A 13,620-nucleotide genomic window follows, 5' to 3' on the forward strand; every position below is an offset into this window, starting at 1 on the left:
TCATAAATCTGGTGTGGCAAACCAAAATTGGCCAGCAACAAGCGAGCCGCATCTGCCCCCAGATTGGGCTCTAGGGACAGACGTATCCAAGCATAACGTTCGTGATCCGAGGCAGTGGTTGTATTCATGCTGATATTGTAGAAGCAATAAGCGCGTTAAACTATAAGATAAATTACGTAGTGATAACTACGCTCCTGCATACCCCTATAAGATTTAGTGCTTTATTTAAAAAGCCTTGTATTAAAATAAAAGCAATCGATTTTTAAGACTGTAATTATGGCTCTATTACCTATACTTCAATATCCTGACGAACGCTTACACACGGTAGCTAAACCCGTAGAAAAGGTGGATGATCGTATTCGTCAATTAGTTAAAGACATGGCTGAAACCATGTACGACGCTCCTGGTGTGGGTTTGGCAGCCACTCAGGTAGACGTGCACGAACGGGTGGTGGTCATTGATGTCTCGGAAAATGGCGATGATCTGTTGGTATTAATTAACCCCGAAATCACATGGTACAGCGATGAGAAGCAGGTCTACGAAGAGGGCTGCTTATCGGTATCGGGCATTTATGACAAAGTCGAGCGTGCTGCCGAAATCAAAGTTAAAGCCTTAAACGAAAAGGGTGAAACATTTGAATTTCATGCGGACGGTTTACTCGCTGTGTGCGTGCAGCACGAGCTGGATCATTTGGACGGCAAAGTGTTTGTAGAACACTTATCGTTATTAAAACAAAATCGCATTTTGACACGTATCCGTAAACAACAGCGCGAAGCCAAAAAAGCCGCAGAAAAGGTAATGGTATGACGCTAAAGGTGGTTTTTGCAGGTACGCCAGATTTTGCTCGATTGGCGCTGGAAGCGATTTTAGTGGCAGGCCATCAGGTTCCTTTGGTTTTAACCCAACCCGATCGCCCCTCTGGGCGTGGCATGAAATTACGTCCATCGCCGGTAAAACAGGCCGCGCTGGATGCGGGCATCCCCGTGGCACAGCCATTAAGTCTTCGTTTAGACGGTAAACACCCTGACGAAGCACAGGCGGTGCAGCAGCAACTGCAAGCCATTGCGCCGGATGTCATGGTGGTGGCCGCCTACGGGTTGATTTTGCCACAGTGGGCCTTGGATTTACCCAAATACGGTTGCTTAAATATTCATGCCAGTTTATTACCGCGTTGGCGTGGTGCTGCACCTATTCAGCGTGCGATTGACGCCGGAGATGCAGAAACCGGTATTACGATTATGCAAATGGATGCAGGCCTAGATACGGGAGATATGTTGCTCGTGCGAAAGCTCGCTATCCAAGAGGATCACACGGGAGCAAGCCTGCATGACGAATTGGCTCAGTTAGGTGCCGACGCAATTGTTGAAGCCTTGGCACAGTTACCACAGCTCACGCCCACACCACAGCCAGCTGATGGTGTGACCTATGCGGAAAAGCTCCATAAATCCGAATCCCCCTTGGATTTTACCCAGCCTGCGGCGGTGTTAGCGCGACGGGTGCGGGCATTTAACCCTGTACCAAGTTGCACCATGATGTTGCCGGGGCTAGAGCAGCCGATTAAGGTCTGGCAGGCGCAGGCTATTGATCAGCCAACCACGGCTACGCCTGGTTCGGTGGTCGCAGTCTCGGCACAAGGTATTGATATTGCGACGGCAGATGGTATTTTACGTTTAACCGAGCTACAACGGGCAGGCAGTCGGCGCCAACCCGTGGCTAGCTTTGTGCAGGGCTGGCAGCTGCCAGCTTAGCTTTTTGCTGCTGGCGCCATTCCCACACAGCGATTACGGCGCCACTGCCACACACGATACCAATTCCTACCCAGCTTAGCGCGTCGGGAAACTGTCCCCACAGTAGCCAGCCTAGCCCCGCCGCGCTGATAATCTGTAAATACACAAAAGGGGCCAGCACTGAGGCCGGTGCGCGTTGGTAGGCTTGTATTTGTAATAAATGACCGAGGGCACCAAACACCCCAGTAGCGGCGAGCGCAAACCAGTGTGGCGTATCAAAGGTGCTAAAAATCGGCCATACCTCGGGCAAAATAAAAGGCATCAGCAGGGTGGTTAACACCGTACCTACTAAGCCACTCCAAATGAGTGTGGTCATGGCATCATCAACGGCCACGCGTCGCGTCACAATATATTGGGTCGCAAAAAGTACAGCGGTAATTAAACCAAACACCACCCCTAATGGGTGTAAACCAGAGCTGGGGCGAATGATTAGCATCACCCCCAAAAAACCAACTGCGGCGGCGATCCAGCGTGAAATACGCGGGGGCTCTTTGAGTACCCATGGTGCCACAGAGAGCACAAGCAGTGGGGCTAAAAAATTAATTGCCGTGGCTTCGGCCTGGGGTAGATAACGCAGAGCAGAAAAAAAGGACAGCGTGGCAAACAGCATAATTAAGCCACGTAGGATTTGGTCTTTAGGACGCTTAGCCTTAAGGATTTTGATGCCTTTTGTAGGTAAAATAATCCCAAGCACTAAAAGCAAATGGATCATATAGCGCGCCCAGCACATCACCAATAAAGGCAGTCCGGCGGCCATGATCCATTTGCCACTGGCATCCAGAGAGGACAGCGCCCAGGTTGATAAAATTAATAAAATAATACCGAAAATAGGGCGCTGAGGTGTCATAAACGCTAAGAAAGTAAAATTGATTCGATGGTTAAACCCACATTAAGTAGATGCAGGTCATGATAAGCGGGCGCGGCGACCATAAAGCCAACAGGCGCGCTTTGAGCTGGTTGGCAAGGGATTGAGAGCGCGCATCCATTTAAAAAATTGATAATAGCAGGATTACGCAATATCGTCCCATTGATACGGAAATAGGCTTCCTCGTCCTCTAGCTCAGCCAGTGTTGGGGGCACAATGGGGGTGGTAGGTAAAATCAAAGCATCATAGGGCGCTAAGCGTGCTTCCATGCGAGCAATCCAGTCCATGCGCGCATTTTGTAATTCGATGTAATCGGCGGCACTTTGTTCTTTGCCGCGTAAAATACGAGATGCCACGCGCGGATCATAGGCGGCTTCGTGGTTAGCTATGTGGTCTTTGTGATAGAACCAGGCCTCTGCACACACAAAGCCCCCTAAACGATTGATATAAGGCAGCTCATCCAGTTCGGGGATTTCCACCTCGTCAACGTGTACCCCTTGGGCTTTAAGCTGCGCTACGGCGTGCTGAAACGCTGCAAGCACCGTTTCATCGGCACGTCCAAACACATAGTTGGTAGGCATCAGCAAACGCAGCTGCTGAGCGGGAATGGCTTCAAGCGAGGGTTCGGGCTCACCGCTTAGGACGGCATCGACCAAAGCACAACACTCTACAGACAAGCCCAACGGACCACTGGAGTCCAGAGAGTGCGACAACGGCATCACGCCCTCGGAGGGGATCCGATCCGCAGTGGGTTTGAAACCGGTAATCCCACAAAAAGCCGAAGGAATACGAATGGAGCCACCGGTGTCTGTACCAATGGCGGCTACTGCCATGCCATCAGCAACCGATACACCTGCACCCGATGACGAGCCCCCAGGAATGCGACCTGTTGCTCGATCCCAAGGAGAGCGTGGTGTGCCATAGTGGGGGTTAATACCCAAACCGGAAAAAGCAAATTCGGTCATATTGGTACGCCCCACAATAATGGCGCCCGCATTGATTAGGCGCTGCACTAAGGTAGCATTTTCTGTGGCGGCGGGTGCATCCTTTAATAAGGCCGATGCGCCGCGTGTAACATCCCCTTTGTAATCAAATAAGTCTTTAATAGAAATAGGGATACCTTCAAGAGCAGAGCGAGCCAGACCGGCGGCACGAAGCGTGTCAGAGGCACGAGCGGCTGCGCGGGCCTGCTCGGCATAAACGGAAATAAATGTCGTCGCGCCTTCGCCGTTAGGATCAGCGATACGCGCCAGCGCTTGCTCAGTTAAAGCCAAGGCGGTGGTTTCTCCAGCATCTAAAGCACGCTGTAGCTCGCGAATACGGGCAAACTTAGACATAATGGTATCCCTATAAATAAAAATGATTAAGCGATTTCGGGGAGGAACTCAATCTCGTACGTATGGCGGATACGACGGTTTAAACGGGGGTCGAATAACTCCATCGTAAACTGGCTTGCGGGACGAATGGTTCCTATGGTTGCTACTGTACCGCAAGTCATCACCGTTTTTTCTGGTAATTGGTCTTGTTGGAAGTGTTTTTTTATCAAGTCTAGCGGGTGCAATAAGCTAGCCACCGCCCCATCTTGATAGGCAACCTCTTGGCCATCTTCGGTGATCCAGGCGCGTAGAATCAGCTCATCCCAATGCGCGGCCACGTCGCTAAAACGCCATGCCGTCGTGGCCACGGGCTTAACGCAGACCTGCTTGGATAAGGCCACACTGTGTGCTTCTAAGGCACGGTCAGTGTGGTCAGAGGCCAAGCCCACACAAAGCTCACCGTTGTGCTGAAAAACCAATACCTCGGCTTCACCAGAGCTGTGTGGACCTACAACTTGCACCCGTTCGCTTTGTACGAGCTGATTGGTCGCAATGCGATAGTACAAAGGCACATCGCTAGGGCGTGGCACACCCAATTCGGCAAGCTCTAAAATATGATGTTCAATGGCTGCACGATCGCGCCCCGCCCAGCCCGCTACAATACAATAGTCCACACCAATCTGGATGGATTCGATACGACCATCCGCTGCTAAAAGCTCAAACTGTAACTGCATAACACACCAACCTTAACCAAAGACACGGGGAAGCCAGAGCGCGATATCTGGGAAAACGGCTAATAAAAACACCATGCCCAATAACATCAGCACAAATGGCAAACTACCTATCATGACGTCATTCATGCTGCCTGCGGGACGTAAGCTTTGTACCACAAACAGGTTTAATCCAACTGGGGGCGTAATCAGTGCGACTTCAACCAAGACAATGATTACAATACCCAGCCATACGGGATCAAAACCCAAAGCCATCATAACGGGCGCAACAATAGGAATGGTGGTGATCATCATAGAGAGGGTTTCCATAAAACACCCCAGCACCAGATAAAACACCACAAGGACAAGCAACATCAATGTGGGTGACACCCCTAAACCAGTGATCGCGCTTGTGATGGCATTGGTGAGTCCAATGCCAGACATGATAAAGTTTAAAAATGCGGCACCAATAACGATCAACATGATCATGGCAGTGGATTTCATGGTGCCTTCAAAGGTTTCTTTGAGCATTTTCCAGCTTAGGCGACGACTAAATGCCGCTAAAATTAACGCCCCGATCACACCCAAGGCTGCCGCTTCGGTAGGGGTGGCGACACCGGCATAAATAGAGCCCACAACTAAGAAGAAAATCGCCAAAGGAGGAAGCAAATGCACCAGGCTTGCAAAGCGTGCGCGCCAAGGGGCTTGGACTTTTTTGCCCCCCCATGCGGGTTTGACGATACAGGCTAACGCAATCACTAAAATAAACAGCAATGCCATGCCCAAACCAGGCAAAATGCCGGCTAAATAGAGCTTAGGTACTGAGGTATTAGTCAACACCCCGTAAATCACCAAGTTAATCGACGGGGGAATTAAGATCCCGAGCGTGCCGCCAGCAGCTAAACTGCCTAAAAATAGCGGTTCGTGGTAGTTTTGTTTTTTAATTTGCGGCAAAGCCACCGTACCGACCGTGGCCGCGGTCGCCACACTGGAACCCGATGTTGCGGCAAAAAGAGCGCTGGCGCCAATATTAGCGTGCATTAAACCGCCGGGTAACCATGATAACCATAAGCTCATGGCGTTATACATGCGCTCCGCCAGACCAGAACGCAAGAGAATTTCGCCAAGCATAATAAAGAGCGGCACAGCAACCAATAAAAACTCATTACTGGTTCCCCAGGCGACTTCGCCCATAGCACGGCTTAGCGGCAAAAAAGAATACAGCGGGTCTAAAATCAGCCCTAGCACACCCAGAGCCGCCCCAACGGGGATACTGACCCCGATTAAAATTAACAACAGAGTTAAAGCGGTAGCGATCATGATTGTTGCTCCATTTGCACTAAACGCTTACCGGATTCGGCCTCGGCGCTGGCTTCTTCTTTGGTGGTACGAATACCGCAAATACGTTGGACCTCGGTCAGGTTGCCCGTAACTAAGGCTAGAGAAGCACGGATTAACATCAATGCCAGCACCACACAGAGCCACACAAGCCCAGCTGCCCACAAGGTCTGCGGGATCCAGAGTGGTGTACCCAGTATGGTGTTTGCGGTGGACTGGCTTTCCCATGACATGCCCGCGACTTCGGCGGCATAACGGGTTAAATACACAATAAATACGGCCAAAGCGACTAAAGCAACCCAGTCTAAAAAGGCTGCAATACGCACTGGCAAATGCTGATAGATAGCATCAATACGGATATTGGCGCGATCCAGTGTGGCAAATGACAACGCCCAGGACACACTAATCGCAAAAGCATAGCCGGACAGCTCGTCCGATCCGCCAAGGGGGGAGTTGAGAAACTTACGGCTAAGCACATCCAGCGTAATGTAGATGGCGCTTAGCAAGGTCAAACCGCCGGCGATCCAGATCGCTATGCGTGAAAGCGTGGTCGCACCATTGAGCAGTCGCCCCAACAAAGAAGTGGGAGTAGAAGTTGTCATCGGTCACACCTGATAGAAAAAGAGGGCGTTTGACCCTGTGTGACATCAAACGCCCTTGGTTTATGGCTGCGGGAGGAGCAGCTAAACCAAAAAGAAAACAAATTATTTGCTAGCTTTTAAACCCAACACTGGGCCAATGTACTGGTTAAAGCTATCCACACAGTCGGCCGAACAGCGTTTGGCCCAACCTGGAATCACGGTTTTATCCATGACGTCTTTGAGCAGCTTTTGGTCTTCTGCCGAAGGCTCAACTAGTTTCATGTTGCCTTTAGGCTCAAGCGTACATGCCTCGGCACCGGTGTTGCAGTCGTAACCCTGTTGGGTTTCCGTGGCGGCAGCGGCCCAAATGTCATCAACAAGGGTTTTAACATTGGTTTCTAAGAACTGCTGCACTTTGGGGTCGAGCTTATTCCAAAAAGCTTTGTTCGCCACAATTAATTGTTGGTTCCAGTTAATAGGCAACGCATACAGGTGGTCGCTGACTTCGTACCATTTGGCGGAATAGCCAGAGAGTGAGCCGGTAATCGCGCAGTCCACCACACCATTTTGTAGAGCAGGTACGACCTCACCGAAAGGAATGGTTACGCTGCTGCCACCAAATGCTTGTACAAATTCTGCTTGGGTGCGGCTGCTTGTGCGTACTTTTTTCCCTTTCAAGTCACTTAGGCCTGCAAAGCTGCCTTTGCAGAACAAGACTTGGGCTGGATAAGTAGAAATCCCCAACAGTTTGGTGTTGATGCCATCATAGTGCTTTTCGTAAGCGGGTAAAAACGCATCAGTGATTTCACGTGCGGTTTGAATATCAGGCGCTAAACCTGCCAAGTCAATGGCCTCGTTGATGGGGTTATCCGTAGCAAAATAGGCTAATGTAGCGCTACCAATAGGGATTACGCCTTGGCTGACCAAGCGTAATACCTCTGGTCCTTTTAAGCCCATCTCGTTGTAGCCTTTGATGTCTACCGTGATTTTGCCATCCGATAGCTCAGGGATGGTTTTAGACCAAAAAGGATGCTCGCCATTTTGATAGGCGGTGAGATTACTTAAGCCACCGACAACGGTTAGTTTGGTTTTAGGTAGATCGGTGACTACCTCTTGGGCTTGAGCTGATACAGCGGCCAAGCCTAGAAAAGACGCGGCTAACAGACGTTTCATAAAGGGTCTCCTGAAATTAAGCTCACAGTAGGTATAAGTTTGTTTCATTTTCGATTGCACCTTATTGTTTGGAAACTGTCCAATTGTATGTTTAGATGCATATCTATAAATTATTCTTATACATGGGCTGGGTACTGCTCAGAAATGGATTGTGCTAAACGAGCGACAGTACGCGCAGCATGGCTGTCAGGGGAGTCCAGCCAATGGGCATAAAAAGCCAAAGACGGAAGCGGCTTTTCTACTTTCAAACGACGCAGTTTTCCTTGGGAAAGTAGCGGTTTTGCCAGTTCCTCTGCTAGCACGCTAGGCCCCATGCCGCGTGAGGTCATATGTAAAATTGTACTCAGCGAAGCACTGCCATAAATACGCGGAGATTCCACCTTGGCTTCGTGTAAAAGTTGATCAACAGCACGATAAGGTAAGCTGCCTACCGGATACGTAATAACAGGGTAAACCCCTAGTTCCGCAACACTTACTGTACGCCCATGTAAGCGTAATGTAGGGCTGGCAACCCAGACTAAAGGGTACTCACCGATGGGAAGGTATTCGGTTTTTTTATCCGTATCATTTCCCACAAAAAAAGCTAAATCTAACTGATAATTCAGGAGCTTTTCCCGTAATACTTGACTGGTATCCACGTGAATTTCAATAATGAGAGCAGGGTATTGGGTATGTAGTTGCTCAATCAAAATATGTAGCCACGTATGTACTAAGGTTTCTGCCACCCCTAAATGAAAAGTGCCACGAATCACGTTGGGGCTTTGAGCGACACGCAGCATTTCGTTACGTAGCTCTAACATACGCTGAGCGTGTGAAAGTAATTCCTGACCTTTTTCTGTGAGCTTAATACCGCGCGCACTACGGTCAAAAACCCGTGTTGAAACCTGCCGCTCAAAGCTGGCAATACGTTGAGAAATCGATGGTTGCGTGGTGTTTAGTTTTTCGGCTGCGGCACTAAAGCCTCCTAACTCGGCCACCCAAACAAAAGCTTCAATCTGTTTGAAATCAATCATAAAAATTCCCTCGGTGCAGGGAAGAATACGCGTGTAAAAACACGAACACTTCGCCGCTGTTGGCGTAAATCAATTGGAAATGATGGGGATGTCACCTAACTATCAGTTACTATAGCGCTTGATAATAAAAGCTGTTAGTTGTTGTACCCACTATAATCGACGCTATGAGTAAAAAAATCTTAATTGTGCGCACCTCATCATTGGGGGATTTGGTGCATATGTTGCCGGCGATGAGCGATATTGCCACGCATTACCCCGATGCTCAGATTGACTGGGTAGTCGAAGAGTCTTTTACCGAAATCCCACAATGGCACCCAGCCATCCACGAGGTGATTCCGGTCGCGCACCGCCGTTGGCGTAAAAACTGGTGGTCGGCCACATCACGCGCTGAGCGGGCTGCTTTTAAACAGCGCTTGCGTCAAACCCGCTACGACATTGTGTTAGATATGCAGGCACTATTAAAAACAGTATGGATCACCCGTTTAGCCTATGGACAAAAACATGGCTTGGATTGGAAATCCGCGCGCGAACCGCTAGCTTCGTTGTTTTTTCAGAAAAAACATCGGGTCGAGTTTTGGCAGCCGGCCATTACGCGCCAGCGTTTACTGGCATCGTTAGCCTTAGATTATAGCTACCAAGGGGAGCCGGACTATGGGCTACAAGCTATTACCACTGCGGTAGAGATTGAACCCGTTGCTTTGATTATGCCATCGGCGAGTCGTGACGATAAGCTCTGGCCCGAAGCCAGTTGGCATAAAGTTTTTGATTATTTGCAAAACCAAGGGTTGGGTTTACGTTTATTAGCAGGTAGCCCAGCAGAAGCACAGCGCGCACAACAATTGATTGTAGGACGTCACAATGCTGAGGTTTTGCCGCGTATGGGTTTAACGGATGTGGCCCATGCGCTAGCCAAGGCGACGGTAATGGTGGGCTTAGATAGTGGATTAACCCATTTGTCAGCGGCATTAGAGCGCCCAACCATAGGGATTTATAAAGCATCCACCCCTGTGCGCACGCCACTGGTGAGTCGTGCTTACACTGCCAGTTTAGGCGACAGAGGTCAAGAGCCTAGCGCTGAACTTGTGCTTAGTGCAGTGCAGCAAGCCTTAAGTCGCGGTTAACGGTACAATAAGCATTCAAGGTTAAAGGTTGGATACGTTTGAATCGTTTTATTTACACGTTGTTATTGCGGCTGGTTTCACCCTTTTTATTGGGGTGGATGTATGTGCGTGCGCGTAAATCCGGCGGCCGATGGCAGGTTTTTAGCCCATTACGTTTTGGGTATTATGGCAAGACAGCACGCCCTAAACAGGCGGGGCTAATCATGGTGCATGCTGTCAGTTTAGGCGAAATGCGGGCGGCTCAGCCACTAGTACAAGCCCTACTTTCCGAAGGGCATACGATTTTGTTAACCCATCTGACTTATACCGGTTATGCCGAGGGGCAGCGGGCATTTAATGCCGCCATCGCAAACGGGCAGCTAATACAACAGTGGTTGCCTTATGATTTCCCCGGTGCTGCCAAGCGGTTTTACGCTTTTTATCAGCCTCAGCTTGTGGTGGTGATTGAGCGTGAGGTTTGGCCCAATTTGCTGTATCAGGCGATTCGCGCTGATATCCCTGTGTTTTTAGTTAGTGCGCGTTTTTCGGCTCGCTCATTGCGTAAATCATTACGCATGGGGGCACTTATGCGTAACGCTTATGCGCGATTTGCCGCCATTTATGCTCAAACCTTTCAAGATGCACAGCGATTAGAGCGCGCTGGTGCTAAAGGGGTACGGGTATCAGGCAATTTTAAATTTGATGTGCAACTTGCTACGGATCAGGTAGAGCGTGGTAAGCAGTTTGCAGATCGTTTAGGGCGCAAAATTGTCGTGATTGCCAGCACCCGCGAGGGCGAGGACCAAATGTTTATTGATGCTATGCGTCGTTATATTCGGCGCGAGCACCAAATGGATCTAGACGCCCGCGAGCGCACCCTGTTTTATTTGATTCCACGTCATCCTCAACGCTTTGAGTCCGCAGCAATTTTATTAGAAGCCGAGGGCTGGAATGTGGTGCGGCGCTCGCAATTGGTACAGAGCGGTGATTGCACTAGCCGTTCTTTAGCGTGCTGTAAAGAAGCCGATGTGCTTTTAGGCGATTCGCTGGGGGAGATGCCTTGGTACTATGCACAAGCGCAGGTGGCGATCATTGGTGGTAGTTTTGCTCCACTGGGTGGGCAGAATTTTATCGAAGCTTGTGCGCTGGGCGTGCCAGTAATTGTAGGGCCGCATACACGTAATTTTGAGCAAGCTGTAGATGATGCCCTTAAAGAAGGTGCGGCCTTGCGTGTGCAAAATGCTGAGATAGCATTAAAAACGGCAATGCAGCTTCTTGAGGACAGTACGCAGCGCCAACGTATGGCCGATGCAGGCTTACATTGGGTACAAAAGCATGCCGGCTCTGTAGAGCGGGTCATGGCAGGGATTCATGAGATTCTAAAACAACAGCATGTACGCCAAAACCGCTTAGATAAATAAGGCTCAAAGTGAGTAGGCGTAAAAAAACCGCATGGTATACATGCGGTTTTTTTTAATCTTTACAAAAAATTAGATTTTTTGTACGGATTTGGCTTGAGGGCCTTTTTGACCCTGAGCGGATTCAAAAGAAACGCGCTGGTTTTCGTCTAAAGACTTGTAACCGGTGCCAAGAATATCAGAGTGGTGTACGAATAGGTCTTTACCACCGTTTTCGGGGGTGATGAAGCCGAAGCCTTTTTCGTTGTTAAACCATTTTACGATGCCGTATTCTGTTTGCATGATAGATGCTTCCTAAAAAATAAATGAGCGACTGCGCCCGACGAACAGATTTTCAAGGTACAAAATTGGGCAATGCAATTTACTATGTAGCAAACAGATTGAACGAACTTCGACGAACTTGATAACCTACTGATTAAACACTTTAGTATGAATGCTAGGTCTACGTCAAGGAATATATTTAGATATTTTTCACATAAGTTGTGTCATTGTTTTGCAAAAACTCCAATAATATTTTTGCACTAGGAGAAAGCTCCTTTTTTCGCCGTACACCAATGAGGAGTTCGCGTTGTGCCCAAGCATCATTAAGCCAAACAAATCGTGTATTGGGTATCTGAAACGTTTGCGTGCTCTGATGGGGTAAAACACCGATGCCCATACCCGCGTTGACCAGCAAGCACATGGCCTCGTAACTATCGATCTCTGCACGTACAGGAATACTACGGTTGGCCTCCATCGCAATTTTGGTAATTTGGTAATTTAGCTGGGTGCCTGCTCGTAAAATAATATGGTCATAATCCAAACACTGCTCAAAAAAAAGACGATTAAATTGAGCTAAATCATGGTCTAAAGGAACCAGCACCCCAAGATGATCATGCCGAAAAAAATAACTCTCAATATCGGCATCGTGGGGTAATGCTGTGTAAATTCCTATATCGGCTTGTGATTTTTCTATTTCATAAACAATTTCTAAACTGTTTTTTTCTTCGATTTTTAATTGCACCCCGGGGTGTGCAGAAATAAAATCCGCTAAAATGTGGGGTAAATGCTGGGAAATAACGGATATATTTGCTAACAAATGGATATGGCCTTGTTGTCCCTGTGAATATCCTTGTAAATGACTTTTTAAATCTTGAACGCTATTTAAAATACTGCGTGCGCGGTATAGCAGTTCCATACCGGCTTGGGTTGGGTGTACCCCCTTGTTTGTGCGCCGCAGTAAGGGTGTGCCGAGCTGATCTTCCAGGTCGGCAATACGACGGCTAACCGCGGCGGCGGCAATATGCTCGCGCTGCGCCGCTTGGCTGATTGTGCCTTCTTCGACCACGCGCACAAAAAACCGCAGGCTGACCAAATCCATGCCTATCCCCCTATTGGCTTAAAAACCGTATTTTAACGCAGGCACAAAAAAACCCCGCCGATAGCGGGGTTGGGGCAAAAGCCGCGCTTAAATAGCGGTCTTGCCAGAGAGCAAGAAGCCCGCATCGGGTACGCGGGTCTCTAGACCTAGGGTTTTAAGCATCTGGTATACCGTGGCCACCGATGCGGACAGCACGGGTTTGCCAATCATGTCCTCAGCACGCTGGATCGCAGGCAAAGAAGGCATCTGCACGCAGGCAGACAACACAACGGCATCAACGCCATCGTGGTCTAAACGCTTCACGTGTTCTAGCAAGTTTTCGGGGTTGAGCAAACCAACCTCAAGGTTATCCGATACTTCAAGACTGATTGAGTCTTTGACCTCGATGCCCTCGTGTTCGATGTACTCCACCACACGCTGAGTCAGTGGCTTCATGTAAGGGGTAATAACCGAAATTTTCTTGATGCCAAACTCGCTCATGCTGTTTACCAGAGCCCCGGCAGAGCTGAGAACCGGAATATCCACGCCTGTGCTTTTAACAGCGGCCTCTAGGCGCTCTTGGGATTGACGGTGGTAGCCATTACCCTGTGCCATAATCGCCACTAAGCAGGCGTAAGCCATCACATCACAACGCGCATCGGCAAGCTCTACCACACAGCGATCGCTAGCAGCGTCCATGGCTTTAAGCTCTTCGGGTGTGACGTTCATCATGCGCATACGCGAAGAGTGAAACGTAAAGCGATCCTCTGGCAAAATCCCCATGCGAGCATTGAGCATGGCTGGGATTTCGGTTTCCATGGTGGTGTTAGAACTGGGTACGATTTGACCAATACGATAGGTTTTCATTTTTGTCTCCGCCTTAAAAAAATCGGTATGACTAACAGGATAAAGGTAGTGTAGCGTCGCATTGGTCGTGCGTAAAACAGTATTTGATCATGCTGCCATCACAATTTGTGATG

14 protein-coding genes are annotated in these 13,620 nt (G+C 49.1%); 4 read left to right on the forward strand and 10 right to left on the reverse strand.

The features are described 5' to 3' along the window. The first annotated feature begins 276 nt into the window (after nucleotides 1–276). Nucleotides 277–807 (forward strand): peptide deformylase, encoded by a 531-nt coding sequence (gene def, locus Q1V74_RS10950; protein WP_260650650.1) that lies wholly within the window; start codon nucleotides 277–279, stop codon nucleotides 805–807. Next, on the forward strand, nucleotides 804–1,748 hold the full coding sequence (gene fmt / locus Q1V74_RS10955) for a methionyl-tRNA formyltransferase (RefSeq protein WP_300648890.1): 945 nt from the start codon (nucleotides 804–806) through the stop codon (nucleotides 1,746–1,748). The genes def and fmt overlap by 4 nt, the downstream gene beginning before the upstream one ends. Here fmt and Q1V74_RS10960 read toward each other — a convergent pair. From Q1V74_RS10960 to Q1V74_RS10990, 7 genes are all read right to left on the reverse strand, one after another. Further along, nucleotides 1,714–2,634, reverse strand: a complete 921-nt coding sequence (locus Q1V74_RS10960; RefSeq protein WP_300648892.1) for a DMT family transporter — start codon at nucleotides 2,632–2,634, stop codon at nucleotides 1,714–1,716. The genes fmt and Q1V74_RS10960 overlap by 35 nt on opposite strands. Before the next feature lie 5 nt (nucleotides 2,635–2,639). Next, complete coding sequence (locus tag Q1V74_RS10965) at nucleotides 2,640–3,989, reverse strand: amidase (protein ID WP_300648894.1); 1,350 nt, start codon at nucleotides 3,987–3,989, stop codon at nucleotides 2,640–2,642. Between the two features lie 26 nt (nucleotides 3,990–4,015). Then, on the reverse strand, nucleotides 4,016–4,702 hold the full coding sequence (locus Q1V74_RS10970) for a DUF2848 domain-containing protein (RefSeq protein ID WP_300648896.1): 687 nt from the start codon (nucleotides 4,700–4,702) through the stop codon (nucleotides 4,016–4,018). Between the two features lie 12 nt (nucleotides 4,703–4,714). Then, nucleotides 4,715–5,998, reverse strand: coding sequence for a TRAP transporter large permease (locus Q1V74_RS10975; RefSeq protein WP_300648898.1), 1,284 nt, complete (start codon nucleotides 5,996–5,998; stop codon nucleotides 4,715–4,717). Continuing rightward, complete coding sequence (locus Q1V74_RS10980; RefSeq protein WP_300648900.1) at nucleotides 5,995–6,618, reverse strand: TRAP transporter small permease; 624 nt, start codon at nucleotides 6,616–6,618, stop codon at nucleotides 5,995–5,997. The genes Q1V74_RS10975 and Q1V74_RS10980 overlap by 4 nt, the downstream gene beginning before the upstream one ends. Nucleotides 6,619–6,720: 102 nt before the next feature. Further along, nucleotides 6,721–7,770 carry a TRAP transporter substrate-binding protein gene (locus Q1V74_RS10985; RefSeq protein ID WP_300648902.1) on the reverse strand — a complete coding sequence of 350 codons (1,050 nt, stop codon included), beginning with the start codon at nucleotides 7,768–7,770 and terminating at the stop codon, nucleotides 6,721–6,723. A gap of 116 nt (nucleotides 7,771–7,886) precedes the next feature. Further along, nucleotides 7,887–8,783 carry a LysR family transcriptional regulator gene (locus Q1V74_RS10990; protein ID WP_260650642.1) on the reverse strand — a complete coding sequence of 299 codons (897 nt, stop codon included), beginning with the start codon at nucleotides 8,781–8,783 and terminating at the stop codon, nucleotides 7,887–7,889. Nucleotides 8,784–8,947: 164 nt separating this feature from the next. Here Q1V74_RS10990 and waaC point away from each other — a divergent pair, with 164 nt between their 5' ends. Then, nucleotides 8,948–9,904 (forward strand): lipopolysaccharide heptosyltransferase I, encoded by a 957-nt coding sequence (gene waaC, locus Q1V74_RS10995; protein WP_300648904.1) that lies wholly within the window; start codon nucleotides 8,948–8,950, stop codon nucleotides 9,902–9,904. Nucleotides 9,905–9,942: 38 nt separating this feature from the next. Continuing rightward, the gene (locus Q1V74_RS11000; protein WP_300648906.1) at nucleotides 9,943–11,304 is read left to right on the forward strand and encodes a 3-deoxy-D-manno-octulosonic acid transferase; all 1,362 of its coding nucleotides are present in this window, start codon (nucleotides 9,943–9,945) and stop codon (nucleotides 11,302–11,304) included. 69 nt (nucleotides 11,305–11,373) lie between these two features. Here Q1V74_RS11000 and Q1V74_RS11005 read toward each other — a convergent pair whose 3' ends face one another. The 3 genes from Q1V74_RS11005 to Q1V74_RS11015 all read right to left on the reverse strand — a co-directional run bounded on the left by Q1V74_RS11005 (nucleotide 11,374) and on the right by Q1V74_RS11015 (nucleotide 13,507). Next, on the reverse strand, nucleotides 11,374–11,583 hold the full coding sequence (locus tag Q1V74_RS11005) for a cold-shock protein (RefSeq protein ID WP_260650639.1): 210 nt from the start codon (nucleotides 11,581–11,583) through the stop codon (nucleotides 11,374–11,376). Between the two features lie 178 nt (nucleotides 11,584–11,761). Then, nucleotides 11,762–12,661: a LysR substrate-binding domain-containing protein gene (locus tag Q1V74_RS11010; RefSeq protein WP_300648909.1), complete on the reverse strand. Its 900-nt coding sequence runs from the start codon at nucleotides 12,659–12,661 to the stop codon at nucleotides 11,762–11,764. An 87-nt stretch (nucleotides 12,662–12,748) separates the two neighbouring features. Further along, the gene (locus Q1V74_RS11015; RefSeq protein ID WP_300648911.1) at nucleotides 12,749–13,507 is read right to left on the reverse strand and encodes an aspartate/glutamate racemase family protein; all 759 of its coding nucleotides are present in this window, start codon (nucleotides 13,505–13,507) and stop codon (nucleotides 12,749–12,751) included. Between the last annotated feature and the right edge of the window lie 113 nt (nucleotides 13,508–13,620).

It is taken from the genome of Paenalcaligenes sp., assembly GCF_030152715.1.
Lineage (GTDB): Bacteria > Pseudomonadota > Gammaproteobacteria > Burkholderiales > Burkholderiaceae_B > Paenalcaligenes > Paenalcaligenes hermetiae.